The 26803-nt window shown below is 41.7% G+C and carries 22 protein-coding genes, 2 tRNA genes and 1 pseudogene; 11 read left to right on the top strand and 14 right to left on the bottom strand.

Going from position 1 to position 26803, the window contains the following annotated elements:
* Positions 1-106: 106 nt before the first annotated feature.
* The 6 genes from greB to epmA all read left to right on the top strand — a co-directional run bounded on the left by greB (position 107) and on the right by epmA (position 4172).
* Positions 107-601, top strand: coding sequence for a transcription elongation factor GreB (greB, locus tag MST17_RS11340; protein WP_180008380.1), 495 nt, complete (start codon positions 107-109; stop codon positions 599-601).
* Between the two features lie 86 nt (positions 602-687).
* Positions 688-777: transfer RNA gene (locus tag MST17_RS11335), tRNA-Ser, on the top strand.
* A gap of 229 nt (positions 778-1006) precedes the next feature.
* Positions 1007-1096 (top strand) — tRNA-Ser (locus MST17_RS11330).
* 166 nt (positions 1097-1262) lie between these two features.
* Positions 1263-2015, top strand: a complete 753-nt coding sequence (locus MST17_RS11325; protein WP_180026675.1) for a class II aldolase/adducin family protein — start codon at positions 1263-1265, stop codon at positions 2013-2015.
* Positions 2016-2130: 115 nt separating this feature from the next.
* Positions 2131-3198 (top strand): 4-phosphoerythronate dehydrogenase, encoded by a 1068-nt coding sequence (locus tag MST17_RS11320; RefSeq protein ID WP_180026676.1) that lies wholly within the window; start codon positions 2131-2133, stop codon positions 3196-3198.
* 5 nt (positions 3199-3203) lie between these two features.
* Positions 3204-4172 (top strand): EF-P lysine aminoacylase EpmA, encoded by a 969-nt coding sequence (gene epmA / locus MST17_RS11315; RefSeq protein WP_373685440.1) that lies wholly within the window; start codon positions 3204-3206, stop codon positions 4170-4172.
* A gap of 35 nt (positions 4173-4207) precedes the next feature.
* Here epmA and MST17_RS11310 read toward each other — a convergent pair whose 3' ends face one another.
* The 7 genes from MST17_RS11310 to ahcY form a co-directional block, all read right to left on the bottom strand.
* Complete coding sequence (locus MST17_RS11310; protein ID WP_180026678.1) at positions 4208-4648, bottom strand: GNAT family N-acetyltransferase; 441 nt, start codon at positions 4646-4648, stop codon at positions 4208-4210.
* A 170-nt stretch (positions 4649-4818) separates the two neighbouring features.
* Entirely contained in the window at positions 4819-6054 is a 1236-nt protein-coding gene (locus MST17_RS11305; RefSeq protein WP_180026679.1) for a multifunctional CCA addition/repair protein, read from the bottom strand.
* Between the two features lie 81 nt (positions 6055-6135).
* Positions 6136-8415 (bottom strand): NADP-dependent malic enzyme, encoded by a 2280-nt coding sequence (locus MST17_RS11300; RefSeq protein WP_078192090.1) that lies wholly within the window; start codon positions 8413-8415, stop codon positions 6136-6138.
* 140 nt (positions 8416-8555) lie between these two features.
* Complete coding sequence (locus MST17_RS11295; RefSeq protein ID WP_180008366.1) at positions 8556-11432, bottom strand: EAL domain-containing protein; 2877 nt, start codon at positions 11430-11432, stop codon at positions 8556-8558.
* Positions 11433-11615: 183 nt separating this feature from the next.
* Positions 11616-12329, bottom strand: coding sequence for a 16S rRNA (uracil(1498)-N(3))-methyltransferase (locus MST17_RS11290; protein ID WP_180026680.1), 714 nt, complete (start codon positions 12327-12329; stop codon positions 11616-11618).
* Between the two features lie 32 nt (positions 12330-12361).
* Positions 12362-13198 (bottom strand): methylenetetrahydrofolate reductase [NAD(P)H], encoded by an 837-nt coding sequence (gene metF / locus MST17_RS11285; RefSeq protein ID WP_168378282.1) that lies wholly within the window; start codon positions 13196-13198, stop codon positions 12362-12364.
* 217 nt (positions 13199-13415) lie between these two features.
* Positions 13416-14798 (bottom strand): adenosylhomocysteinase, encoded by a 1383-nt coding sequence (gene ahcY, locus MST17_RS11280; protein WP_180026681.1) that lies wholly within the window; start codon positions 14796-14798, stop codon positions 13416-13418.
* A 236-nt stretch (positions 14799-15034) separates the two neighbouring features.
* Between ahcY and MST17_RS11275 the strand changes: the two genes are divergently transcribed.
* The 3 genes from MST17_RS11275 to MST17_RS11265 all read left to right on the top strand — a co-directional run bounded on the left by MST17_RS11275 (position 15035) and on the right by MST17_RS11265 (position 16908).
* Positions 15035-15337, top strand: coding sequence for a hypothetical protein (locus MST17_RS11275; RefSeq protein WP_180026682.1), 303 nt, complete (start codon positions 15035-15037; stop codon positions 15335-15337).
* A 33-nt stretch (positions 15338-15370) separates the two neighbouring features.
* Entirely contained in the window at positions 15371-16318 is a 948-nt protein-coding gene (locus MST17_RS11270) for a DUF4424 family protein (RefSeq protein WP_180026683.1), read from the top strand.
* A 65-nt stretch (positions 16319-16383) separates the two neighbouring features.
* Positions 16384-16908 (top strand): cysteine peptidase family C39 domain-containing protein, encoded by a 525-nt coding sequence (locus tag MST17_RS11265; RefSeq protein WP_180026684.1) that lies wholly within the window; start codon positions 16384-16386, stop codon positions 16906-16908.
* Positions 16909-16963: 55 nt separating this feature from the next.
* Here MST17_RS11265 and MST17_RS11260 read toward each other — a convergent pair whose 3' ends face one another.
* From MST17_RS11260 to radA, 6 genes are all read right to left on the bottom strand, one after another.
* Positions 16964-17485 (bottom strand): tetratricopeptide repeat protein, encoded by a 522-nt coding sequence (locus MST17_RS11260; protein WP_180026685.1) that lies wholly within the window; start codon positions 17483-17485, stop codon positions 16964-16966.
* Positions 17486-17587: 102 nt separating this feature from the next.
* On the bottom strand, positions 17588-17926 hold the full coding sequence (locus MST17_RS11255) for a DUF3325 domain-containing protein (RefSeq protein WP_180026686.1): 339 nt from the start codon (positions 17924-17926) through the stop codon (positions 17588-17590).
* Positions 17923-19674, bottom strand: coding sequence for a PepSY domain-containing protein (locus MST17_RS11250; protein ID WP_180026687.1), 1752 nt, complete (start codon positions 19672-19674; stop codon positions 17923-17925). Before MST17_RS11250 ends, MST17_RS11255 begins: the two co-directional genes overlap by 4 nt.
* Position 19675: 1 nt before the next feature.
* The gene (locus MST17_RS11245; RefSeq protein WP_180026688.1) at positions 19676-20023 is read right to left on the bottom strand and encodes a hypothetical protein; all 348 of its coding nucleotides are present in this window, start codon (positions 20021-20023) and stop codon (positions 19676-19678) included.
* A gap of 202 nt (positions 20024-20225) precedes the next feature.
* The gene (locus MST17_RS11240) at positions 20226-21227 is read right to left on the bottom strand and encodes a Tim44 domain-containing protein (RefSeq protein ID WP_078192078.1); all 1002 of its coding nucleotides are present in this window, start codon (positions 21225-21227) and stop codon (positions 20226-20228) included.
* Between the two features lie 123 nt (positions 21228-21350).
* On the bottom strand, positions 21351-22739 hold the full coding sequence (gene radA / locus MST17_RS11235; protein ID WP_180026689.1) for a DNA repair protein RadA: 1389 nt from the start codon (positions 22737-22739) through the stop codon (positions 21351-21353).
* A gap of 185 nt (positions 22740-22924) precedes the next feature.
* Here radA and MST17_RS11230 point away from each other — a divergent pair.
* A pseudogene (locus tag MST17_RS11230) lies at positions 22925-23281 on the top strand (hypothetical protein); the annotation flags it as partial.
* A gap of 246 nt (positions 23282-23527) precedes the next feature.
* On the opposite strand, the gene MST17_RS11225 reads toward MST17_RS11230, so the two are convergent.
* A complete protein-coding gene (locus tag MST17_RS11225; RefSeq protein WP_180026690.1) occupies positions 23528-24889 on the bottom strand; it encodes a sodium:alanine symporter family protein in 1362 nt (453 codons plus the stop codon).
* Positions 24890-25222: 333 nt separating this feature from the next.
* Between MST17_RS11225 and MST17_RS11220 the strand changes: the two genes are divergently transcribed.
* The gene (locus MST17_RS11220; RefSeq protein WP_078192075.1) at positions 25223-26626 is read left to right on the top strand and encodes an amino acid permease; all 1404 of its coding nucleotides are present in this window, start codon (positions 25223-25225) and stop codon (positions 26624-26626) included.
* The last annotated feature ends 177 nt before the right edge of the window (positions 26627-26803 follow it).

Here is a 26803-nt window from a genome sequence, read left to right as displayed (position 1 = left end):
GATTTTGTTTGCGAATAAATTTTATATACTTTGCCTGTGTAGAAATGGAGGATAAAATAGGCATGTTTTGTAAAAATCAGCGCTTGCTCAAGGCCGAAAAATCATCATGAAATCTAACTTAATTACCCGTGGTGGACACGATTTATTGGTCGCTGAACTTCAACATTTATGGCATGAAGAACGACCTGAAATTACCAAAAAAGTGAACTGGGCGGCCAGTCTTGGCGACCGTTCGGAAAACGCGGATTATCAATATAATAAGCAATTGTTACGCAAAATTGACCGACGTGTACGCTATTTGGGAAAACGTTTGGAAGAGCTTCGTATTATCGATTATTCACCCGAACAAAAAGGGAAAGTCTATTTTGGGGCGTGGGTCGAAATTGAAAATGAAGACGGCGAACAAAAAACACTAAGAATCGTGGGGGTAGATGAAATTTATGATCATCATCCGCAGCATATCTCAATTGATTCACCTATGGCTCGAGCACTCCTGTCGAAGCAAGTGGATGATGAGGTCGAAGTCCTAACTCCATTGGGAAAAAAATGTTGGTATATCAATTCAATTCGTTATGAAATGGGCGAAAGTACTGAAAAATAACAAACTGCTTTTATTTTGTTCAATTAGACGTATTTTTTACAAAATAATTTGCCATTGCTGAATTTTGTTTATATGATGGCGGCCATGGAAGCGTGGCAGAGCGGTTTAATGCACCGGTCTTGAAAACCGACGAGGGCGCGAGTCCTCCGTGAGTTCGAATCTCACCGCTTCCGCCAAATTCAAAAACCCTGATGTTTTTAACATCAGGGTTTTTTTATATGTGTAAATTTAGGCAATGCAATTAGCTATGATCTCAATTTAATACATATTTATTCACCTTCAATTTTTCTGACCTAATCCAAAATTTTCGAATCGCCTAAATTTTGTATGAACGATTCGCCAAGTGTTCAAAATAAAGCAAAATAATTTGCCAAGCTGAATTTTTATTTATATGATAGCGGCCATGGAAGCGTGGCAGAGCGGTTTAATGCACCGGTCTTGAAAACCGACGAGGGCGCGAGTCCTCCGTGAGTTCGAATCTCACCGCTTCCGCCATATTCAAAAAACCCCAATGTTTTACATTGGGGTTTTTTATTGCCTAAATTTTTTGAATAGTTTTTTTCTACAGGCGAAGCTGATATACAGCATGGATATGACATGCTATTAATTATTCACAATAAACAGAAAACAAGATCAATCGATTTAGAAAAGGAATTCACCCATGCAAAAACCAGAGCTTATTCATGAACTGGAATGGCAAGCGCGTTGTCAATTGGCGGCACTGTATCGCTTGGTGGCTTATTATAAAATGACCGACTTAATTGATACCCATATCAGCCTGCGTTTAAGTCATGAACCTGAGCATTTTCTGATTAATCGTTATGGTGTGACCTTTGACAAAATGACGGCTTCTGATTTGGTCAAAATTGATCATGAAGGTAAAATTATTGAAGCCTATGATGCAGGGAAGATGGTGAATGCCGCAGGCTTTGTGATTCATTCTGCCTTACATCATGCGCGTGCAAATATTAATTGTGTGATTCATACGCATACTGCGGATGGCGTGGCGGTTTCTGCACAGGAACACGGTTTATTGCCAATTTCACAACACGCGTTAAAGTTCTATCAGAACATTGCTTATCATGAATATGAGGGCATAGCCTTTTCAACTGAAGAGCGTGAACGATTGGTGCAGGATATGGGGCATTATCGCTGCATGATTTTACGCAATCACGGTTTGCTTGCGACTGGGGATAGTGTGGCACGGGCATTTCATGAAATTTACTTTTTAGAACGGGCTTGTCAAATTCAAGTAAAAGCATTGTCGAGTGCTACATTGCATTATCCAAGTCCGAAGGTTTGTGAACATACGCTGCAGCAGTTTGAAAATCCGATGGTCGAGCCCATTATACAAGCGGCTTGGCAGGCGGCCTTGTCCTTAATTGATGATCAGCAGTCAGATTATTGTCGCTAATATAATTTTTAATCATCAAGATTGTAGATTGAAGGCACTGTGCCTTATGTGCAGAAGAATAGTCATGGCATGAGCAACGCGTTATCATGTTCATAGTGGAACTATGAGATGAACTATGAAAATCGTTGCAGATGAAAATCTGGCATTTACTGAGTATTTTTTTTCCGAATTTGGTGAAATAAAGCAAGCGGCAGGTCGAACATTGACCCATGCAGATGTTAAAGAAGCCGATGCATTATTGGTGCGATCGGTGACTCAGGTAAATGCAGACTTAATTCAACAGACCGCAGTCAAATTTGTCGGTAGTGCTACGATTGGAACAGATCATTTAGATATTACCGCTCTAGAAAAGCAGGGCATTGCTTGGTCAAATGCCGCAGGTTGTAATGCACAAGCGGTTGCTGAATATGTGATTACGGCATTGCTCTACGTTAAACCTAAATTGTTGAATGCAAATGAACAATTTACTTTGGGCATCGTTGGTTTAGGTAATGTCGGTTTACGTTTGGCTGTCATGGCACAATTATTAGGTTGGAATGTCATTGGCTATGATCCATTTGTGCAATCTGATCAGGTGAAACAAGTTGAATTTGCAGAACTGTTAAAAAATGCAGATGCGATTAGTACCCATGTGCCACTGACCAAAGAGGGTGAACATCCGACCTATCATTTAATCAATGCTGCTGCGCTTGCTGCTATGAAGCCAACTGCGATCTTGATTAATTCCGCGCGTGGGCCAGTGGTCGAAGAAGCTGCCTTAATTGCCGATATTCAACAGACTCAGCGTAAAGTAGTCTTAGACGTTTTTGAACATGAGCCAGAGATTTCAGCAGCGTTGTTAGATTTAATTTACGTGGTGACACCGCATATTGCCGGCTATAGCTTGGAAGGTAAAGCACGTGGCACACAGATGATCTATGAAGCATTCTGTCAAACTTTCAATCAAGCTATAAATAAAGCCTTTGAAAGTCAGTTGCCCGTCTGTGAGCAGTATTTTACTGGTGCTGACTTTAAGATGGTATTACATCGATACTTAAAAGATATTTATGACATCGCTCGTGATGATGCCAACTTACGTGCTTGCCTAAAAGACGGTAAGGTGGATCAAAAAGCCTTTGATTATTTACGTAAAACCTATCCTTTACGCCGTGAATGGGCTGCACATGGAGGCCCAGCAGCATGAATCAAATGAACTTTCAGCCAAGTTGTGAACTCACTGCACTTCGTGCACGTGCCACGATGTATGCCCAAATTCGCCAGTTTTTTGCAGCACGTAATGTGCTTGAAGTGGAAACACCTGTGCTTTCTCAAGCCGGTGTCACCGATGTGCATTTAGCATCGGTACAAGCTCAGCGTCATGTGAATGGTCAAAAGCAAACGCATTATTTGCAAACTTCACCTGAATTTGCCATGAAGCGTCTGTTGGCAAGTGGTAGTGGGCCAATTTACCAAATCTGTAAAGTTTTCCGTGATGATGAGCATGGACGTAAACACAACAGTGAATTCACCATGTTGGAATGGTACCGTCCGGGTTTTAGCTTAAAAGACTTGATGTTTGAAGTGACGGACTTATTGAATGAAACTTTGAAACAACGCTTTGGTGAAGTTCGTCCGACTATTTTGAGCTATAAGCATGCCTTTATGGATCGTTTGGATTTGAATCCGTTACAAGCTACTTTACAAGATTTAAAAGATTGCTGTCGTCGTGTAGGTTTAAGTTTAGATTTGGGTGAAGACCGTTTAGGCTATATCGATTTATTGTTCTCGCATTATGTTGAGCCGAGCCTCGGTTTTGATACGCCAGTGTTCCTGACCGATTTTCCACCGGAAATGGCTTCTTTGGCGAAAACCCGTGTGGACGAAGATGGTGAATTGGTTGCAGCACGATTTGAGCTTTATATCGAAGGTTTAGAGTTAGCGAATGCTTATGATGAACTGATTGATGCGGATGTTTTACGAAGTCGTTTTGAGGCAGATAATGCAGAGCGCGCTAAACTTGGGTTGCATGTGATGCCGATTGATGAATATTTGCTTGCTGCATTACCGCATATGAGCGAGTGTGCAGGTATAGCCTTAGGTATTGATCGATTGCTAATGGTGGCAACGAATCAGTTAAAACTTGAAAAAGTCATTAGTTTCCCAGCCGATATTTCTTAAAAATGTCTGGATCGGCTGATGGTAAAATTGGCCGATCAATTTAAATATTTAGTAAAACCCAAACTATAGGCTTCAAACCCTAAATTTTGATAAAAAGCATGTGCGGCATCTCGTTCCGGACGATTACCACTGTTGATTAAAATACGTTTTAGAACTTGTCGCCGAGCGCTTTGCTCAATGGCTTGCATGAAGCGTCGCCCTAAACCTTGACCGCGGTAACGGGCATCAATGACAAAAGCCTGAATCCGAATAAATTCTTCCTCAAACTCCCAACTGTATTGTTGGATAAAACCTGCATAACCAATGACGCGGTCATCAGCCGTCATCACCAAGGTCTGATAATGCTTATCCAAATGAATCAACTGCCAATGCTGTTGGAGTCGCTCTAGTGGTATTTCATAACCCAATTGGAGTGTGAGTTGATGAATGTCGAGGAGATCTTCTTGGAGTTGTAACGGACGAATTTGGGGATGCATATTGTCAGCTCGATGGTTTTCCTTAGAGCATAGATGAATGAGCCTTGATGTGCATGCTGATATTTTTCAAAGCTTATCTATATCTGAAAGGGCAAGGTGAAATATTGCAAAAGTTAAAGTTTTAAAAATATAGAAAAGGTAAATTAAAAAAGCACCCGAAGGTGCTCTAATTAAGCTTCAACTGCATACTGACTGGTTTTAAGTGCCGCAATGGCTTGAATACGTCTTTCAATCAGCATTTCACCGATATCCGGCCCTGATATATCGGGTGGAAGATCGGCAGCTTTAATATTGCGAACCACTTGCATGGCATCTAAAACGTATTGAGCTTGCGGATAGGCACGATCCTCTAAACCTAAACGGCCACGTGAATCACATTCACAGGCTTGCACAAAGGCCTCTACACGTTCAGGACGGCGTAGCACATCCATACGTTGTAACAGACGCCACAATGTCCCCGGTTTTAAGCTTAGGGCTTGATGGCATTTTAAATGCTCTTTACATACGGAGATGGCCAATTGCTTGGTATTGGTGGGTACACGCATACGGTCACAGACTTCGGTAACGGGTTTTACACCACGTTCTTCATGCATGATATGGCGCGGTAACTCATCTACTGGAGTGAGTGCTTTGCCCAAGTCGTGTACCAATACAGCAAAACGAACATCCAAAGAATAATTGGCACGACAGGCTTGCTGCAACGACATCATGGTATGAATACCACAGTCAATTTCAGGGTGATATTCAGGACGCTGTGGAATACCGTATAACGCATCAATTTCAGGGAATAAGACTTTTAAAGCACCACAGGCTCTTAAAACTTCAAAATATTCATCTGCATGGTCTTCCATTAACGCACGAGACGTTTCCTTCCAAACGCGTTCAGGTGTAAGGGCTTCAAGTTCGCCAGATTGAGCAAGCTCTTGCATCAGCGCAAGTGTTTCATCAGCCACTTTAAAACCTAAAGCTTTATAACGTGCCGCAAAACGTGCAATACGTAAAACCCTCAATGGATCTTCGACGAAGGCATCAGACACATGGCGAAGGATGCGTCGCTCTAAATCTTGTTGGCCATGATAGGGGTCGTAAATCTGGCCTGCATCATCCATGGCAATCGCATTGATCGTGAGGTCACGTCGAATGAGATCTTGTTCGAGTGTGACATTGACGTCGGTATAAAATTCAAAGCCATGATACCCATGTCCAGACTTACGTTCTGTACGGGCTAAGGCATATTCGTCTTTGGTCTCTGGATGAAGAAAAACAGGGAAATCTTTACCCACAGGTTGATAACCTTGAGCAAGTAATTGTTCCGGCGTTGCACCGACAACGACATAATCTTTTTCGTGATAGGGGTGCCCGAGCAAGTGATCTCGAACTGCACCGCCTACTAAATAAACTTGCATGAAAAAACCTCTATTCTTAGAGCAATCATGCTACAGAACAGAGGTTTTCTCAAGTCACAAAGTGTGTTCAGGTCAACTAAATTAGAGTGCTAATTTTTCGTTTTCTTGAATCTCTGCAACAGTCAATGCAGTCATATTCACTAAACGGCGAGTTGTCGCTGTTGGCGTTAAAATATGAACGGGTTTTGCAGCACCCAAAAGAATTGGGCCAATCGTCACGTTACTACCTGAAGTTGATTTCAACAAGTTGAACGAAATGTTCGCTGCATCCAGATTAGGCATAATCAGCAAGTTCGCAGAACCTTTAAAACGTGAGTTCGGGTATGCGAAATGACGAATATTTTCATCCAATGCGGCATCACCATGCATTTCACCTTCAACCTCAAGTTCAGGTGCAATTTCTGACAAAATATCATAAACCTTACGCATTTTTTGAGCGCTAGGATCATTTTGGTCAGAACCGAAACTTGAGTGAGAAAGCAATGCTACACGCGGCGTAATACCAAAACGGCGGACTTCTTCAGCCGCTAAAATAGTCATTTCAGCAAGCTGTTCAGCTGTTGGATTACGGTTAATGTAAGTGTCGGCAATAAACAAGTTACGATCTTCAAGCATTAATGCATTCAGCGTGAAGAAGTTATTACGGCCTTCTTTTAGCCCAATCACATTGCTGACGAAGTCTAAGTGAATGTCATAGCTAGAATAAGTACCACATAGCATACCGTCAGCCACACCATGACGAACCAGCATTGCAGCGATCAGGGTAGAGCGACGACGTGCTTCACGCTGAGCGTATTCAGGTGTTACACCTTTACGTTGCATGATGCTGTAGTAATCGTCAGCAAACTTATCGTAATCAGGGTTTTTCTCTTGATCGACGATAGTGATGTTCACGCCGTCTTCAAGACGTAGACCTAATTTCTTGATGTTCGCTTCAATGACTGCAGGACGACCGACAAGAATTGGTTTTGCTAAACCTTCATCAACAGCAATTTGCACCGCGCGAAGTACACGTAAATCTTCACCTTCAGCATATGCAATGCGTTTCGGATCAGTTTTCGCTTGCGCAAAAATTGGTTTCATCATAAACGCAGAGTTGTAGACGAATTCAGATAAACGTTGACGATATGCAGAGAAGTCTTGAATCGGACGAGTTGCAACACCAGAATCCATCGCTGCTTGTGCAATTGCAGGTGCAATTTCAAGAATCAAACGTTGATCTAATGGGCGCGGAATCAGGTAATCACGACCAAATGAAGCAGATTTTTCACCATACGATGCAGCATCAGCTTCGACATGCGCCATGCGAGCAATCGCATGTACACAAGCAATCTTCATCTCTTCATTAATCGTAGTTGCGCCAACATCTAGTGCACCACGGAAAATATAAGGGAAGCAAAGTGCATTGTTCACTTGGTTTGGATAGTCTGAACGACCAGTTGCCATAATCACGTCTGGACGTGCTTCATGTGCATGTTCAGGAAGAATTTCAGGGTCTGGGTTAGCAAGGGCAAAGATAATCGGATCTTTCGCCATGACTTTAACCATTTCTTTGGTCAAAATACCTGCTGCTGAAAGACCGAGGAACATGTCCGCACCTTCCATTACATCAGCAAGCTGAGAGCCTTCGATGTCTTGAACGTATGCCTTTTTCGACTCATCCAAGCCTTCACGTTTAGTCGTCAATAAACCGCGTGAATCTGCCACAACGATGTTTTCTTTTTTTACGCCAAGTGCGCAAAGTAAGTTCAAACATGAAAGGGCAGCAGCACCTGCGCCAGAAGCGACAATTTTGATTTCTTCAATTTTTTTGCCATTGAGTTGAAGTGCATTCAGTAATGCAGAACCCACAATGATTGATGTACCGTGTTGGTCATCATGGAACACAGGAATATTCATGCGTTCACGAAGTTTTTGCTCGATGTAGAAACACTCTGGGGCCTTGATGTCTTCAAGGTTGATACCACCGAAAGTTGGTTCCAATGCTGCAACGATATCTACGATTTTGTCTGGATCGTTTTCAGCAATTTCAATGTCAAAAACATCAACACCAGCGAATTTTTTGAATAGAACGCCTTTACCTTCCATAACAGGTTTTGACGCTAAAGGACCAATGTTACCTAAGCCCAGTACGGCTGTACCGTTACTGACTACAGCAACAAGATTACCGCGCGCTGTGTAAAGTGCAGCAGTAGATGGGTCGCGTTCAATTTCTAAACAAGGTGCAGCGACACCTGGCGAGTATGCGAGGGCTAAATCGTGTTGGTTGACCAATTGTTTGCTTGGTGTAACGCTGATTTTCCCCGGAGTTGGAAATTCGTGATAATACAAAGCCTGCTGTTTTAAAGATTGATCGTCCATCTGTATCTCGATTGTGTTTTGTTTATCCAATATAAAGCTGAAATGCTTGCTTTATCCGCTTGAATATAACATTAGTTGCACAGTTGGGACAGTCGAAGTCGCGTCTTTTTCAGACAATCTTATAGCTCAGGCATAGTGACTTATATTAAGTAAGTATAAGCAGGCGAAGAGATATTATTTTCAAGGAACACGGTTGCCTCTTCTTGTGGCAGTGGCTTAGAGAAAAAATAGCCTTGAGCAATGTCACATTCTAAGTCTTGTAGATACTGTAACTGCTGTTCAGTTTCAATCCCTTCAGCGACTACCGTCATGCCCATCGCTTTACCCATGGCAATCATGGCACTAACGATGGCCAATTGTTTATTTTCACCAATTTTAGAGATAAAACTGCGATCTATTTTTAAAATATCAATTGGAAAATCAGCCAGATACGATAGAGATGAGTAGCCAGTGCCAAAATCATCAAGTGAAATATTGATTTTACGTTTTTTTATTTCGTTTAATAGTTCACGTACTGAATCTAGATTTTCGACCAAAGAAGATTCTGTAATTTCCAGTTCCAGACTGGCACCATCAATTTGATTGGCATCTATCGCTTCATCTAAATCATTTAATAATTGTCCACGGCGCAGTTGCTGTGCAACAATATTGACGGATACACAAATATTTTGATAACCCAAATTATTCCAAAAGCGAATTTGCTGCGCGGTTTTTTGCAGGACAAAACGCCCGATATCGGAAATTAAACTGGTTTGTTCTGCTAAAGGAATAAATAAGCCCGGTGGTATTAAGCCTTTTTCAGGATGATTCCAGCGCACCAAGGCTTCAAAACCGTAAATATTTTTATCACGGAAATTGATCTTCGGTTGGTAATACACCACCAGCTCATTATTTTGAATGGCTTTACGCAAGTCGCGTTCCAAGAAGATCCCTTGCTCTAATAATGCGGTATTTTCATTGGAATAATAACGTGTAGTATTGCCTCCCAAATTTTTAGCTTCGCTCAGCGCTTGTTCTGCACAGTTATTTAGATAATCTAGCTGACGGCCATGCTCAGGATAGAACGCGACGCCCATCGATAAAGTGATGACATGTTCTTGGCCAAAAATATTAAATGGAATGCTAAAGGCTTTATTGATGCGTTCACAATGCTCTTGCACAGAAGGGCGGATATGTGAAATTTCATACACAATCGCAAAATCATCGCCATTTAAATGCGCAACAAATAATGCTTCGGCATTGGTTAGACGTAAACGCTGTGCGACTTGGCGTAACAGTTCGTCACCACCATTGTTGCTGAGATATTCATTTAATGGACGGAAACGGTCGATGTTTAAACGAATGACGGCCAACTGTTTAATCGAATCTTGCTGTGAAACTAAATATTGATGCAGTTGATAGTTGTAATAAAAACGGTTCGGCAAATCCGTTAAGGTGTCATAATTTTCTAAATAAGATAAACGTTGTTCTTGCAATTTACGTTCGGTCAGGTCTGAGACAATCCCGATATAATGGGTAACGCGGTTTTGATCATCAGTAATCGCATTAATATGCATCCATAGCGTCAGTTCTTTACCTGAAAGAAATTTTTCGTGCAACTCACCATCATATTCACCAATTTTCAGCACTTGTTTAATGATCGAGTAGTGCATACTGCGTTGAATTGATTTGTAATTTGCTGTGATATCAAATAGATGTTTGCCAATAATTTGGTCGTAGTTAAATCCGGTTAATTGTTCGTAAAACGGATTGACTTCGATATAGCACAGTTCTTCATTTAAAATGAAAATTCCTTCAGCGGCTTGTTCGAGTACACTAGCTGCAAGTTTTAAACGTTCTTGTGATGTCCGTTCTTGATGGATATCACGTCGAATACCGACCATGCGCAATGGCTTACGATTATCTGGATCGCGTTGAATGACCCGTCCAATATCATGTACCCAACTCCATTTTCCTTGACTGTTTTGAATCCGATAGGTGGCCTCATAACGGTCTTTAAATCCACGAAGATGTTGAATCATTGCCGACTTAAAATGAGGGATATCATCAGGATGGATCACATGTTGTAACTGTTGCTGATGCTCTTTCGAATGTCTAAGGGTTTTTTCTTGCTTATAGTTGGTGACAACGATTTTACGATCTTTGATATTCCAATCCCAAGGACGTAAACCGGCGATTTCATGCGCAAGGACTAAATTGGCTTGTTGGTTTTCTAAATCCTTGTTCATTTGCTCAATGTCGAAGGTCCGCTCTTTGACTTTCTGTTCAAGGATTTGGTTACCCAGTTGTAGCTGTAATTCGATGTCTCGTGATTTGTTGACTTCATCTTGGAGCTGCTGACACAGTTCATCAGTCCATTTGACTTGTTGCTTGGCACTATCGACCAGTAGGTTATTTTTAGCATGTAAAGTCGATACACGACGATGAATGCGATATGACGTCATGGCGCACATTAGAATCACAATGAGCCCAAAATTAATACTCAGGCTAAATAAGTGATTTGAACCATCTAAGAAAAAGAACTGTGCAATCAGATAGGGCACGATAGACGGGATAAAGGCTAAACAGAAATAATTAAGTTTTTGCGTCAAATAGGTCAAACCAAAGGTTTGCGTCACGATCAAGAGTAGGGCAGAGAGTGTCAGGGCTTGAATTGGTTCAAAGCTTTGATTGGTCGCAGGTAAATAATAAAAAATTAAAAAAATACCGCTCGCAATCAGTGTGCCGACAGAAAAACACTGAAATTGTAGCCAACGATGCGCAATCATCAGTGAATATTGTTCAGGTTTAAAATAAACGGTGCTGATCAGCCAGCATAAACTGACAAAAACTTCGGTAAAAATAAACCAAATATTGAAATACAAAGATGGTGATTTATAAAAAATTTGATATATCGAAAAAATATATAAGCAAATAATCAGGATACTGACTAAAAAATAGCGGCTATGGCGAATCGTGTTCGCAATTTGAGCAGTATGATTGTACTGCTTGATATATTCATCTTGTTTATACGTCATGAATATAAAAACCCTGCCTTAACCAAATTTAGATCGTTGTATTTGTATTGTTCCTGAGAGTATTTGTTTATTCTTAGTAACAAATCATTTGTTTTTATTGACTCTAGGGTAATTGCGTTACAAATAAAAAGCAATATCAAGGATGCCATCATTGATGCTTTCAGATGAACTATCGAGTAAAAATTAAATAAATTTATAATTTAAAATTGAAAGTGCAACTACAGGTGCAGTTTCTGTGCGAAGGACACGTTCACCGATACACCAGTTCACAAAACCTTTCTCATTTGCGGCGCTGATCTCGGCTTCGCTCAAGCCACCTTCAGGGCCAATCAGTAAGGCAAAGTGCGGGTCAGCATCAGCTAATACATCAATTTCATCTTTATTGGGTGCGAGTACCAATTTTGTTGTCGGTAGGTCACTTTCCAACCATTTTTCAAGGGAAAGAGGCGGAAGTACTTTAGGAACAATGTTGAGTCCACACTGTTCGCAAGCAGCAATAGCAATGCCTTGCCAATGGTCAAGTTTCTTTTGATCACGATCGTACTTCAAACGCATCTCACAACGTTCTGAAGTGAGTAGTTGAATTTCAGAAACACCGAGTTCCACCGCTTTTTGAATCGCATAATCCATGCGGTCGCCTTTGCTCATCACTTGACCCAATAGTGCCGTAAAATGTGGTGTGCGATTGCTTGGATTGAATTGCAAAACTTGGACGGCAGCCGACTTTTTAGCGATTTCAACCAATTCAACATGGTATTCGCCACCTTGCCCATTGAACAAAGTGGCTGTTTCGCCTACTTGAGCACGTAAAACTTTTACCCAGTGATGAAACACTGTTTCCGTTAATTCAACAGTCGTATCAACAGTTAAATCAGCTTCAATATAAAAACGTGGCATTAAAGTTTTACTCTCAAATAGGTCGAAATGTCTTATGCAAGACCGAGGTCTTTCACAAGTTGGCGTGTAGGGTCAGTGGTGTTCATGGTATAGAAGTGCAAGCTTGGCGCACCACCAGCAATCAGGCGTTCGCAAAGTTTTACAATCACTTCATGACCAAAGGCTTTGATTGACGCTGTGTCGTCGCCATAAGTCGCAAGCTGTTTACGAATCCAGCGAGGAATTTCTGCACCTGTACCATCAGCAAAGCGGATTAAATTGCTTGCATTGGTAATCGGCATAATGCCTGGCGCTACAGGAATGTTTACGCCTTCTTTTTGAATGCGCTCTACAAAGTAGAAGTATGCATCTGGATTAAAGAAGAATTGTGTGAGTGCTGCATTAGCGCCTGCATTGGCTTTATCGCAGAAACGTTTGATGTCGAGATCAAAGCTGTCTGCTTGCGGATGCATTTCAGGATAAGCCGCCACTTCAATTTTGAAGTGATCACCTGTATGTTCACGGATGAAACGCACAAGATCTGTTGCATAAGGCAATTCGCCTAAGCCCACCTGACCAGAGGGCAAGTCACCGCGCAGCGCAACAATACGGTCAATGCCTTGCGATTTATACAAATCCAGCAATTCAGCAATACGTTCTTTGCTGTCACCAATACAAGAAAGGTGAGGAGCAACAGGCGTGCCTTTACCATTGAAATCATTCAATGTAGACAAAGTACGTTCACGGGTAGAACCGCCTGCGCCGTATGTTACAGAGAAAAATTCAGGATTTAATAATTGTAGTTCTTGGTGTACAACTTTAAGTTTTTCCGCGCCCGCATCAGTTTTGGTCGGAAAGAACTCAAAGGAAATAGGAATCTGTTTTGACATGTTCAAATCCTTTTTTTATAAATACTTTTATTTAAAAAAATCCCCTCATCCTAACCTTCTCCCAGAGGGAGAAGGGACTTCCATTATGAAAGTAATAGTTATTTGGAGTTAACAACAAATTTGCTTTCACAATGAAGAGTTCCCTCTCTTGCGCTGAGCTTCAAAGCAGTGCTTGAAGCACGCTCAGGAGAGGGTTAGGGAGAGGTATTTATAAAACTTAGTATTTATAAGCCTCAGCTTTGAACGGGCCTTCAACTTGAACACCGAGGTAATCCGCTTGTTCTTGAGTCAAAGTCGTTAATACGCCACCGAAACCTGCAACCATTGCAGCAGCAACTTCTTCGTCTAATTTCTTAGGAATAAGTTCTACGCGGATCGCCGCTTGTTTTTGATCTTCAGGAAGATCAGCAAATTTTTCAGCGAATAGGTGCATTTGCCCCAATACTTGGTTAGCAAAAGAACCATCCATAATACGTGAAGGGTGACCTGTTGCATTACCAAGGTTCACTAAGCGGCCTTCTGAAAGAAGAATAAGGTAATCATTTTCATTTTCTGAACGATACACTTGGTGAACTTGTGGCTTCACTTCAACCCACTTATAACCACGTAAGTAATTTGTGTCGATTTCAGTATCGAAATGACCGATGTTACAAACTACAGCGCCAGCTTTTAATGAATCAAGCATTGCAGCGTCACATACGTGGTAGTTACCAGTTGTTGTTACGATCAAGTCAGTATTTTGAAGAAGATCAAGGTTGATGTCTTCTTTCTTGCCAGTTTGAACGCCATTTTTATACGGAGCAACAACTTCGAAACCATCCATGCATGCTTGCATTGCACAGATAGGGTCAACTTCAGTGACACGTACAATCATGCCTTCTTGACGAAGTGATTGAGCAGAACCTTTACCTACGTCACCATAACCGATTACAAGCGCACGACGACCAGATAAAAGCATATCTGTACCACGTTTGATTGCATCGTTTAATGAGTGGCGGCAGCCGTATTTATTGTCATTTTTAGACTTGGTTACAGAGTCATTTACGTTAATCGCTGGAACTTTTAAAGTACCGTCGCGGTGCATTTCGTAAAGACGTTGAACACCTGTAGTGGTTTCTTCTGTAATACCGTGGATTTTAGCAATCACTTCAGGATATTTTTCGTGAACAAGCGCAGTTAAGTCACCGCCATCATCCAGAATCATGTTGGCATCCCAAGGTGTACCGTTCACATTGATTTGCTGTTCAAGACACCACATGTATTCTTCTTCAGTTTCGCCTTTCCAAGCAAATACAGGAATACCTGCAGCAGCGATTGCAGCAGCAGCGTGGTCTTGAGTAGAGAAGATGTTGCATGAAGTCCAGCGTACTTCTGCGCCCAATTCAACTAGAGTTTCAATTAAAACTGCAGTTTGAATAGTCATGTGGATACAGCCTAGGATTTTCGCGCCAGCAAGCGGTTTAGCCGCTGCATAGCGTTTGCGAAGACCCATTAGGGCTGGCATTTCTGCTTCTGCGAGTTTGATTTCTTTACGGCCGTAGTCAGCTAGTGAAATATCGGCAACTTTGTAATCTGTAAATGAAGCATTAACCGCGTTCATCACGATCTCCTTAATAAAAACAATTGATCATTCAGTTCGCGGATGCCGTTGTTGATTGGAACGAGTGTCCAACCGAATCGTCGAGCCTAGCGATCTTATATTTAGTGCCTATAAGAAAGTCGCAGCATCCCTCGACTAGGGCAGTATTGTACTTGGAAATAGAGTGAGTTCCAATCAAAAATTGGTTAATATGTAGATGAATAATCTGATAATAAAAAGATAATAACGTACATATCATGAATATATTAAAATTTAATATTTTCCTAGTTTTACTCGTATCTTCACAAGCTGTCTCAGCAAGGCGAGGCGACTTTTCACCACAAGATATTTTTTTTCTGCCTTTAATTTTGATTGGGGTTTTATCCTTATTTAAATTTTCAGGCTTTATTGAAAATTATACGAAAGGCTTAAATTTAACCTTTAGAGTAGTCATAAAAGTAGTGAGTTTTATTATTTTGATTGGCATCATTGCCCTTATAATTATCGGGATAGGGCTAATTTCTGAGTATATTCCTGAAAAATGGTCGATGATATTCTAGTGCAATTATAAATATAAAAATTGGAAGCTAATAATGAAAAAATTAACTGCATTCATATGCTTGTGTTTTTCAGCACTAACATATGCCAACGATTCAACAGGCTATGTGGCAACGGGAGGGGTGCAGTACCTTAAAAATAAAGACATTCAAATGTTCAGTGAAGACCTATTTATTAGTAAAAAAATGATCAAGGTCGATTATCAGTTCAAAAATTTAAGCAATAAAGACGTGACTGAAACCATACTCTTTCCACTGCCAAAAGTAGAAAACTTCTTTGAATCTGATTTTGCCAATACAGAAAAGCTGCTCAAAAGTTTTAAAGTTCAAGTGAATGGAAAAACGATTCAGCCTGAAATGCACGTGCGCACTTTTATTCAAAAAAATGAGAAAACAGCCCCGATTGATATGACTGAGAGTTTTAAGCAATGCGGATTTACGGAAAAAGACATGCTGAATCCGTGGAGCAGGCAAGATGTTGAATATAAAACTTTTGAGGCAAAGCTTAGAAACTGTAAAAATGCAGCGCTGCAAAAAGTATTGCCCAAAGATCCGAATGAAACCATTTCATGGTCGTCTCAGGTGATTTACAGTTGGAAGCAAACGTTTAAAGCCAATGCGCTCACACGTGTACAGCATCAATATGCACCGCTAGTGGGTGGGTCTGTGGCTTTATATCCTGATGAATATAATAAAAGTTATTGTATGGATCAAAACTTTAAGGCAGGACTCAGAAAGGCTAAATCACAGCATGCACCATTTCAAGCGCTGGGCTATATCTTAAAAACTGGTGCCAATTGGGCAAAGCCTATTCAAGATTTTAAACTGACTATCGAGCGTGATGCAGGAGAGTTGGTTTCTTTTTGCTGGGCAGGTAAAGTGAAGAAAATCAGCGCTACGCAGTTTCAAATGGTTGAAAAGAATTTTGTGCCCAAACAAGATTTGGACATTATTTTTGTGCATGTGAAATCAGGTCTGGATTAAAACTTGCAGGCAAAACTGCTGCGATTTGTTTATCATCGTCCATAAGCAATTTTGAGTTTTGATATATGTCGATGGAAATACCTGATGAGTTGGCAAATTTAGAAGCCAACGGGGGCATTTATGCGGTGTGGATGCTGCTGCAGCACTTAGGTATAGATGCAGACATTCAGCAACTCATCGAAGTTTGCGCTTATGAAGCTGACCATGGCACAACAACCATTGGTTTAGCCGTTGGGTTAAAGAAGTTTGGCTTCCAAGTAAAGTTTTACACAGAGCATGATCCTGAGCTGCAAGACAGTGAAAAACGCAGCTATGCGGAAGCTGACCAATTGGAACTGCCTATATTGCCTGCAATTGGCTATGCACAAATTCAGCAGGCTTTTGAACAAAATCAGTTTGTGATTGTGTATTACGATACTCTAGAGGGCGTGGGGAATCATTCTTTGGTGTATGACATTGACGAAACTGAAATTAGTTTCTTTGACAGTTTTGATGCCATGCCAGCAGAGGTATTTGAACAGCAACGTGGGGCAGAGGGCATTTGCCGACAAGTGATTACTGTAGACGTAAATAATTATGTGGCGAGCTGAGCCATTTTGTTAAAAGCAAAAAGCCCATCATGAGATGGGCCTTTTTCTTTGTGATTTAAGCTTTGGGCTGTTCGGCCGCATTGGCTTTTTCATTCCAAAAATCTGCTTTTTCTTCATCAGCGTCGATGCCTAATCCATTAGCATAAATAAAAGCCAAATCACGCATGGCTTGAACTTCACCTAATTTTGCAGATTGTTCAACCAGTTCAATGGATTTAGCGACATCTTTTTCCACCACATCGCCGCGACGGTAAAAATTGGCGAGTTCTAAAATTGCAGCAGGATGGTCATGTTTTGACGCTTGTTCTAACCAGCGGTGCGCATGCTCAAAATAGGTTTTAGATTCTTCAGGATCTTCTTCGAGCATATCTTTGGCATAGACTACATAGCCTTCACCCAGCCAATACATCGCTTCTACATGACCTAACTGAGCTGCTTTGAGTGCCCATTCTTCAGCAAGTTCAACATGCTCATCATTTTCACTTTGCATATAAATTTCAGCCAGTTCAAATTGAGCATCTTTATTGCCTGCCATAGCGCGGTTATATAAAGCAGGAGAGATTGAAAGTTCAGACATGTTTAATCCAAAAGAGCAGAATAGGCATAGCCTAATCGGTTGGCATGAAAAAAGCCAATCCGAAGATTGGCTTTCAATGTTTAGAGATCGTTGTCTAAAGAATTAAAATTTCAATAACACTGTTGACAATACAAATACGACAACCAATGCACCAATAATTTTCCAAAAGTATTCAGCGATATAACTAATACATAGCCCGACAAATAAAGCCGCAATGGTCAGCGCGCCAAACCAATAACTGATGTTATTGCTCGGCGTGCCAAGTGAGAGGCAAATTATCAAGGCAATAATCAATAGCGCCCAGCCGACTAACGTGGCTAAGCGTGTTTGGCCCACACTTAACTCTTTGCTGTAGAACTGCTTTTGATGTTTAGACATGCTGCTTGCCAAGGCAAAAAAACCTAAGCTACTCAGTGCCCAAATCAGGAGAAAGAACATCATGCTTCAACCTCCTTTGTGCCACGTGCTTTTTTAACAGGCAGTCCTTTATGCTTTTTCACTTTGTAAAATGAATAGGCAAACAAGATAGCCAAAAGCCACATTGCAAGATCAAAGGATGCAATCATCCATTGGCCATTTACCATGGTATTCCAAAGCGCTTGACCACCAGTCATGAAGTTTACAATCGGCAGTAAGGCAAAAATTGCTGTGGCAAAAGCTAAAAGTTCTAGCCACGCTTGACGGTGCGTACGGAAAATCGCATAAACGAGCGTCAGTAGCCAAACAATAAAGAAACTACGAATTTCTAATTCCGAACGGTTTTCAAGCTGTACGGGAATAAAACGGTTGGCATAGAAAAATGCTGCACAGGCAATGGGTAAACCAATAATCGCTGCAATATTGGTCACTTCAACCGTGCGGTAGCCAAATGATTTAAAGCCTTGTTTTTGCTGTTGCGGCGCACGTTTTACACACCACAGAATGAGACCTGTAGCGACCATCAGGGTGCCTACAATCCCTGAAATATACAGCAGCCAACGTAGAGCTAAGTCTACACCGCGTGCTTCATGTAGCGTGGTCACTACATTGTAAATACCCATCGGTACAGAAGGGTGCTTTAACTTGGCACTTTCGTCAGTTAAGTCTTTGCCAGTTACGCCATCAAACAGTTTGCTTGCATAGACATTTCGATACGCGACACTTTCACCATGTAAGGCACGTAGTTCAATTTTAGCTTGGTCTGTATTCGGTGCAATGATGCTAACGGTACTAATAGGATTAGTTTTCCATTCAGCCTGAACCGCAGTCACGATTGGTGCTAAGTTGGTCAACGGCGCAGCAACGATAGGTTGTTCTTGACGTTTAGAGCGACGATCTCCTCGACCTTCACCACGGCCCTCAGCACGATTTTCACCTGGGTTTTGTGCAGAATTGGCACGGGCTTGCTGTGGGCGTTCGCCACGTTCTTCGCGTCCTTGAGCAGATTTACGTCCTTCAGGTTTATTTTCTTGAACCAAAGCACGATTTTGTTCTTGTAAAAATTGTCCCCGGTTTTCATAAATACGTTCAATCCCCCAAGGCATGATCGTAAATAACAGCAGCAACAGGCCACTAAAGGTAATCATGATGTGGAAGGGGAGCGCAAATACTGCGGTTGCATTATGTGCATCGAGCCAAGAACGTTGTCCTTTGCCTGAACGGAAGGTAAAGAAATCTTTAAAGATTTTTTTATGAGTAATCACACCACTAATGATGGCGACTAACATCAACAATGTGGCTATCCCGACAAACCATCGCGTCCACATACGTGGCATGCCATATAGTTCGAAATGGAAACGATAAAGAAAATTACCACCACGTGTATCGCGCGGCTCAAGCAATTCACCTGTAGCACTATCAATGTAGATTTGTTTACCACCACGGCGTGCGCGAGGGTCTTCACCTTGTTCACGAACGGTAATTAAGGTGGCATTTTGACGCGTATTCGGCAGCAAAATATTCCAAGCACCTGCATTCGGATGATTTTGCTGTAAATATTTTAGTGCGACTTGAGTTTGTTGGACTTGTGAACTGGCTGGAACAGATTGATGCAGCTCAGGTGTCATCCAGACATTGATTTCATTTTTAAAGAAGCTTAGGGTCCCGGTCAGGAAAATTGCATACAGCAACCAACCTAAGATTAGGCTGGCCCATGTATGCAGCCAAGACATGGACTGGCGCGGCCCCTCTACTTTTGCATCAACACGCATTTTAGCTTCCCATCATCATGTAAATGGCATACAAACACACCGCAGGGATCACAATGCCTAAAGTTGCTTTGAGGGTTTTATTCACCATAAAGACCCAAATAAATGCACAGCTCCACAGGATAAATGCAATTAAAGTTGCACTCATGGCTGCACTTCCACGGTCTTCGCTAAACACATCTGCGATCACGATGGCCGATAGCATCGCGACAACATATCCGCCCACTAAAGCGAGGGCAAAGCGATAGAAAATCATCAAGCGATAGGTAAATAGAGAAGGAGTGTCTTTACGCGTTTTAGGCAGCGCAGATGTGAGGGGTGTCACAAGTGCCTCAGGTGGTGAGCTATTCATAAAATACTTAAGCGCTTGGAAATTGTATTAAAGTTAATCTAAATGATAACAATTATTATTAATAATTAGAATAATGTATTCACAAAATTATTGATTTTTCAGCATGCTGAGTGGAAATTGATTTAAAAAGAGGGGAATTAAAGGCGAAAAAATAGCGACCGAAGTCGCTATTTTAGAATGCAAGAATGCTTAATTGTCTACATTATTGCTCTTGTTGAATGCCTGCAACCAACCAGTCTTGATCAGAACCCGCAGGTTTAACAAAATGCCATACTTCAGCAAATGGCTGTGGCAGGCTATTTAAGTCTTCACTTACCGTACCTGTAAAACGCACACTTACAACGTATTGACCATTTTCGTTAGCAGAATCGACCACCATAGCATTTAAGTTTGAAAACTCAGCAACGTCTTCATCTTTATTCGCCATAATGTCGTTATACATAGACTGGTATAGGTCAGGCGTTAAGTAACGCTGAATTTCAGAAATGTTGCTTGCCGTATTCATCGATTGAATGTGGTTGAAACGCTGACGCGCAACACGTAAGAATGTTGCTGGTTCTGTACCGTCAGGCAATTGATTACCGCTATTAGTATAAGCTGCACCAAAAGGCGCGTTCGTTGCTGCAGCTGCACCAAATGGAGCATTTGAAGCTGCTGAATTACCGCCTACAGAATTACCAAAAATATTCGTATTGTCATTACCTGCACGAGGTGCGGCATTTTGCTGGCCAAACGGTGCATTGTTTGCACCGCTGTTTGGCGCATACGGATTGTTAGCGGCTAGTTTTTTTTTTGCGCCCATCTTACGGAAAATGAAGAAGGCAACAGCAGCGGCAAGTAAAATCCAGATCCAGCCTGGAATACCACCTTTCTCTTCCTGTTGTTGAGCTTGCGCTTCAGAAGCTGCTTGACCGTTATTGTCATCGGCCATCGCATTTGCAGCGACTGCACCAATTGCAGCACCAGCCACACCAGCTGCAACCATTCCGCCCACATTCGAGCCAGATTTAGCTGGAGCGCCAGCAGTTGCAGGCTGTTGAACAGGAGCAGATTGACGAGGTTGCTGATAAGACTGAGTTGGAGCAGCTTGACGGCTCATACCATGGCTTTTACCACCACCGGCACGTTTCGCTTCTGCAATCGGCGCTACCAAAAGGGCTGCTGTTAAAAGAGCAGTCATCAAACCACGCTGTCGAACTTCCATCAAATTTTCCTATATCTATATAAATTTAAAATAGCCTTCTAGTTATGCCGCCATTTGTACTGAATTTCAATAGAACATCGGTAAAAAATTGAAAATTCATTCAAAATAAACGATTCAACGTGACTAAGACTCATCGGTCAGCGTAATTGCCTGACTCAACGCCTCATGTAAACGTGCGACAGAAATAATCTCTACACCTGAAATAGGTTTTTGCGGTGCATTCCCACGCGGTAAAATAATGGTTTTAAAACCATGTTTAATGGCTTCTTTGAGTCTTTCCTGTCCATTGGGTACAGGGCGGATTTCGCCTGAAAGGCCGACTTCACCAAATACTGCCAAATGCTGCGGCAGGGCTTTAGCTCTTAAGCTAGAGGCGCAGGCTAAAAGTACCGCAAGGTCAGAACCTGTTTCTGTGATTTTTAAACCACCCACGACATTGACATAAACATCTTGTCCTGCAGTTTGTACGCCACCATGACGGTGCATAACGGCTAAAAGCATGTTTAAACGGTTTTGTTCTAAACCTAAGGCCACGCGTCGAGGTTGTCCGTGCGCATCATCTACCAAAGCCTGAACTTCAACCAAAAGTGGACGTGTACCTTCACGGCTAATCATGACAATGGAACCCGGAATGGCTTCATCATAACGACTAAGGAAAATGGCGGAAGGGTTTGATACCTCGCGCAGACCTTTATCAGTCATGCCAAATACACCAAGCTCGTTGACCGCACCAAAACGGTTTTTCACCGCCCGAATCATACGGAAGCGCGAGTCAGACTGACCTTCAAAATACAAAACACAATCGACCATGTGCTCAAGCACGCGAGGGCCTGCCAAAGAACCTTCTTTCGTTACGTGACCGACAATAAACAATGCTGTGCCACTATTTTTGGCAAAGCGGGTCAGGAGTGCAGCCGATTCACGAATTTGGGAAACACCGCCCGGCGCAGACTGGAGTGTCTCGGTGTATAGAGTTTGGATCGAATCTAAAATGGCAACGGCAGGGCGTTCATGTGCCAAAACTTCACAAATACGCTCGACACAGGTTTCTGCCATGACTTTGAGTTGATCGGTCGGCAAATCTAGGCGCTGGGCACGTAGAGCCACTTGAGACAAAGATTCCTCACCAGTGACATATAAGGCAGAACTTTTACTCGCCGCCATATAGGTTGCGGTTTGTAGCAAAATAGTGGATTTACCAATGCCGGGGTCACCACCAATCAGCACAACTGAACCTGTGACCAGTCCACCACCGAGCACACGGTCAAATTCACCAATACCTGTTGCCATTCGAGTTTCATGCGAAACGGAAACTTGATTTAAGGTAGTCACAGCAGCAGCTTGACCTGCATAGCCACCGCCCATTTTCGGCTGTGCACGGTGTGTAACGGCGGGAGCAATACTGACTTCGACTAATGAATTCCATTCACCACATTCGGTACATTGACCGGCCCATTTGGGATGATCAGCACCACATTGTTCACATCGATAGACACTTTTTGCTTTTGCCATAATATTTACTGTGCACAAACTCAAATTGAGTCACAGCATAGCGGTGAATACATCGAAAAACCAAGTTTTTATCGCATGAAATGACTGATGAAGGTCAATTGATGTCGTTTTATTTTCAATAGCTGCACTTTTACATAGTAAGCACTTTATAATAGCGCATTATATTTTTTGAAATGGGTCACCACATGACTGAACTATTACGACATATCGATGCCATCGCACGTGAAAAAAATCGTGATGTGTTATTTGTGCATTTTGAAGAATATGATCATCAACATCCTGAAAAAAATACGGTGCGTAATGATGTTATGCACTGGTTTGACCTGCAAAATATAGACTATTTCCCTTGTATGGGGCTAGAAGGTGAGTCTTTAATCGATAGTTATACAGGTGATTTATACCTTGACGTGCCTTTTGATGAAAGCAGCCCTGCATATAAAACCCTCAGTGAATACCTTGAAGATGAACAAGGGAACATGAAAATTCAGGGGGTATTGTTCTTTTCTTTATCTTTGGAAATTGCCCTAGAAATCGAAGCTGATCTGATGGAAGCCAGTGCTGTAGATTCTGAATATGCTGAAAATGAGTTTGGTGACCAATTTGGTGAAGGCTTTATTGAAGATACTGAATCAGATCCAAAAGATGAAGCAGCCAATGAAAGCAAGACGAAAAACGACAAATTTGATGATGGTCAAATTGGCACAATTCAATAAGTAAATATCGATTTTCAGTCCGAATAAAAAAGCCACGTGAATTCACGTGGCTTTTTGTTGAGCAGGATGCAGGTATTAGTACAACTCACCTGATTTACGACGTTCAATAAAATCTTTCGATTCTTTCACAATGATGCCTGAGAGCAATAACAGTGCAATACAGTTTGGTGCAGCCATCAAACCGTTAAAGGTATCGGCAAATAACCAAACGAGATCAAGTGTTACGACACAGCCGGCAAAGACTGATGCGATGTAAATTAAGCGATAAATCAGTACTGATTTTTCACCTAAGAGGTAAGTACAGCATTTTTCACCATAATAGCTCCAACCCAGAATGGTTGAATAAGCGAAGAAAATAATACCGAAAGTCACGACCCAACCACCGAAGCCCGGAAGTAGTTTGTCAAAAACACTGATCGTTAATACGGCACCCGTTTGATCACCAAAGCTTTGTCCCGCCATGATGAAGCCCATCACCAGTACGATACCTGTAATTGAGCAAACAATGATGGTGTCTAAGAACGTACCTGTCATAGAGACAAGACCTTGACGTGCTGGGTGGTCTGTTTTTGCAGCCGCAGCGGCAATAGGTGCTGAGCCCATACCTGCTTCATTAGAGAATACACCACGTGCCACACCATAACGAATCGCAGCACCAATCGCACCACCCGCAGCAGCTTCGCCCGTAAATGCATAGCTAAAGATCATTTTTAGTGCAGGGATCACCAATTCAAGGTTGGTGAAAATAATGATTAAGCCACCCAATACATAACCTACCGCCATAATTGGAACAATAAATGAAGAGGCTTTAGAAATGGATTTGATGCCGCCTAAAATAACGAGGGCAGAGAATATGGTGATGACGATTGCAGTGGTGAGTGTGCTGATCCCTAAGCTGTTTTGCACAGCAAGCGCGACAGTATTGGACTGTACTGAGCTACCAATACCAAAGGATGCCAAAGTACCAAATAGGGCAAATACCACTGCCAACCATTTCCACTTAGGCCCAAGTCCACGTTCGATGTAATACATCGGACCACCGTTCATTTCGCCATTTTCATTTTTATGACGAAACTTTACAGCGAGTACACCTTCACCATATTTGGTTGCCATACCAAAGAGCGCGGTTATCCACATCCAAAACACTGCGCCCGGACCACCGAGCACACAAGCGGTGGCTACACCGGCAATATTACCTGTACCAATGGTGGCAGAAAGTGCGGTCATAAGTGAGGCGAAATGAGAAATATCGCCATCATGTTGATCTGCTTTAGGATGCTTGCCAAAGACTTGTTTGAATGCGAAAGGCAACATGCGAAATTGCCAGAAAAGTAGTCGGAAGGTGAGGAATACACCTGTTCCGACAATGAGGACCAACATGTACGGGCCCCAGACCCATCCACTGAGTGTTTCCATGATATTTTGAATTTCTTGCATAGTATCTTCTTCTTATCGGCCCTGAGTGAGTGAATGCTACATTTTTGATATCTGTAGCAATTGATATGCCATTGTTTGAAACTTCCATGATATTTGGCATAATTTTTTTATCGTCGGTAAAATATTTTTTGCATAAAATTTAAGTTATTACAAGTAAATTGTTGTTTTATTGGTCGCTTTAAAATGTGAACTGGCGCTAAGATTTTTATATATAAGAAAAATAAATTAACTTTGTCACTTAATCCGAAAATATAGATGATGAAAAATAATTTTGTATTTTCTGAAATTTTTACGTTAATTTGTCGCAATTGGAACGCGAAGTTGAATTAAATAATGTCAAATGAAATTCATGGATCGCACGCTGATAGCGGCGATTTGAAACGAAGCTTGTCCAACCGACACCTGCAATTGATTGCGATTGGTGGTGCGATTGGTACAGGTTTATTTATGGGGTCAGGAAAGACCATCAGTTTAGCTGGTCCGTCCATCCTTATTATCTATATGATTATTGGTTTTATGGTTTTCCTCGTCATGCGTGCATTAGGCGAGTTATTACTATCAAATCTTGAATATAAATCTTTTATCGATTTTGCAACTGACTTAATCGGCCCGTGGGCAGGTTATTTTGTGGGTTGGACCTATTGGCTGTGCTGGATCACTATAGGGATTGCAGATTTATCGGCCATTATTTATTACCTGCAATTCTTTAATGGAGGTAACCCGTTCTCGCCGGAAGAAGGGGTGATGATCAGTGTTGCCGCCATTGTATTTATCATGGGTTTAAACCTTGTTACGGTTAAACTTTTTGGTGAGTTAGAGTTCTGGTTTGCACTGATTAAGATTATTGCAATCGTGGTGCTCATTGGTGTCGGTCTTTGGATGATCTTTACCGGTTTTACCTCATCGACAGGTGAAATCGCATCATTCACACATTTATGGTCACATGGTGGTCTATTCCCAACAGGAGTAACTGGCTTCTTGGCAGGTTTCCAGATCGCCATTTTTGCCTTTGTCGGCGTAGAACTCGTCGGTACTACGGCAGCAGAAACCAAAGATCCAGAACACAACTTGCCTAAAGCTGTGAACTCGATTCCGATTCGTATCATTATTTTCTATGTGCTTGCACTTGTGATTGTGATGTCCGTTACGCCATGGAATGCCATTGACCCAAGCATTTCACCATTCGTGAACTTGTTTAGCCAAGCCGGTATTGCTGCTGCTGCGATTATTATGAACTTGGTTGTGTTGTCATCAGTTATGTCATCGATGAATAGTGGTGTGTTCTCGACTTCACGTATGTTGTTTGGTTTATCTCGTGAAGAGCAAGGTCCAAAAGCGTTTGGCCGTCTAAACTCACGTGCAGTTCCGGCAAATGCGTTATATTTCTCGGCAGTTTGTTTGTTGTTAGGTGCTGCATTACAGTATTTCGTACCGAACACTGTTGAAGCCTTTACATTAGCAACCACACTTTCTACGATTTTATTTATCTGCGTATGGCTCATGATTATCTGGAGCTATATCGTTTACTATAAAACTCGTCCTGAGCTGCATGCGAAATCAACCTTTAAATTACCAGGTGGCTTATATACTTGCTGGCTTGTGATTATCTTCTTCATCGGCATGATTTATGTCTTGTCGCTAGAAGCAGATACCATGAAAGCGCTCATGGTGAGCCCAATTTGGTTCATCATTTTGATTATTGGTTATTTTGGTTTTTATAAGAAAAAGCACCATTAATTTACATTTTTGATCTGATGTAAAAACATAAATAGCTGCTCCTGAGGGGGCAGCTTTTTTATTTGGATATGGACTTATTTTAAGTTAAAACAGACTGTTTATTAGCGTTTCGATTTGTATTAAATAGCATTCAAATTGATATGCTATTTCAGTGAAATCAATAGCCTGATCGAGCTA

It is taken from the genome of Acinetobacter sp. YH16056_T (assembly GCF_024605895.1).
Classification (GTDB): domain Bacteria; phylum Pseudomonadota; class Gammaproteobacteria; order Pseudomonadales; family Moraxellaceae; genus Acinetobacter; species Acinetobacter amyesii.
The sequence above is the reverse complement of the archived record's forward strand: the minus strand, read 5'-3'. Positions and strand labels throughout refer to the sequence as shown.

Bases quoted from the DNA above. Each gene is read 5' to 3' on its own strand.
- MST17_RS11295 (WP_180008366.1), bottom strand. From the start codon at position 11,432: ATGACGTATAAACAAGATGAATATATCAAGCAGTACAATCATACTGCT.
- MST17_RS11305 (WP_180026679.1), bottom strand. From the start codon at position 6,054: ATGCAAGTTTATTTAGTAGGCGGTGCAGTTCGAGATCACTTGCTCGGG.
- ahcY (WP_180026681.1), bottom strand. From the start codon at position 14,798: ATGAACGCGGTTAATGCTTCATTTACAGATTACAAAGTTGCCGATATT.
- metF (WP_168378282.1), bottom strand. From the start codon at position 13,198: ATGTCAAAACAGATTCCTATTTCCTTTGAGTTCTTTCCGACCAAAACT.
- radA (WP_180026689.1), bottom strand. From the start codon at position 22,739: ATGGCAAAAGCAAAAAGTGTCTATCGATGTGAACAATGTGGTGCTGAT.
- MST17_RS11270 (WP_180026683.1), top strand. From the start codon at position 15,371: ATGAAAAAATTAACTGCATTCATATGCTTGTGTTTTTCAGCACTAACA.
- MST17_RS11320 (WP_180026676.1), top strand. From the start codon at position 2,131: ATGAAAATCGTTGCAGATGAAAATCTGGCATTTACTGAGTATTTTTTT.
- MST17_RS11250 (WP_180026687.1), bottom strand. From the start codon at position 19,674: ATGCGTGTTGATGCAAAAGTAGAGGGGCCGCGCCAGTCCATGTCTTGG.
- MST17_RS11260 (WP_180026685.1), bottom strand. From the start codon at position 17,485: ATGTCTGAACTTTCAATCTCTCCTGCTTTATATAACCGCGCTATGGCA.
- MST17_RS11240 (WP_078192078.1), bottom strand. From the start codon at position 21,227: ATGGAAGTTCGACAGCGTGGTTTGATGACTGCTCTTTTAACAGCAGCC.
- MST17_RS11255 (WP_180026686.1), bottom strand. From the start codon at position 17,926: ATGATGTTCTTTCTCCTGATTTGGGCACTGAGTAGCTTAGGTTTTTTT.
- MST17_RS11300 (WP_078192090.1), bottom strand. From the start codon at position 8,415: ATGGACGATCAATCTTTAAAACAGCAGGCTTTGTATTATCACGAATTT.
- MST17_RS11225 (WP_180026690.1), bottom strand. From the start codon at position 24,889: ATGCAAGAAATTCAAAATATCATGGAAACACTCAGTGGATGGGTCTGG.
- epmA (WP_373685440.1), top strand. From the start codon at position 3,204: ATGAACTTTCAGCCAAGTTGTGAACTCACTGCACTTCGTGCACGTGCC.
- MST17_RS11265 (WP_180026684.1), top strand. From the start codon at position 16,384: ATGTCGATGGAAATACCTGATGAGTTGGCAAATTTAGAAGCCAACGGG.
- MST17_RS11275 (WP_180026682.1), top strand. From the start codon at position 15,035: ATGAATATATTAAAATTTAATATTTTCCTAGTTTTACTCGTATCTTCA.
- MST17_RS11290 (WP_180026680.1), bottom strand. From the start codon at position 12,329: ATGCCACGTTTTTATATTGAAGCTGATTTAACTGTTGATACGACTGTT.
- MST17_RS11310 (WP_180026678.1), bottom strand. From the start codon at position 4,648: ATGCATCCCCAAATTCGTCCGTTACAACTCCAAGAAGATCTCCTCGAC.
- greB (WP_180008380.1), top strand. From the start codon at position 107: ATGAAATCTAACTTAATTACCCGTGGTGGACACGATTTATTGGTCGCT.
- MST17_RS11325 (WP_180026675.1), top strand. From the start codon at position 1,263: ATGCAAAAACCAGAGCTTATTCATGAACTGGAATGGCAAGCGCGTTGT.
- MST17_RS11245 (WP_180026688.1), bottom strand. From the start codon at position 20,023: ATGAATAGCTCACCACCTGAGGCACTTGTGACACCCCTCACATCTGCG.
- MST17_RS11220 (WP_078192075.1), top strand. From the start codon at position 25,223: ATGTCAAATGAAATTCATGGATCGCACGCTGATAGCGGCGATTTGAAA.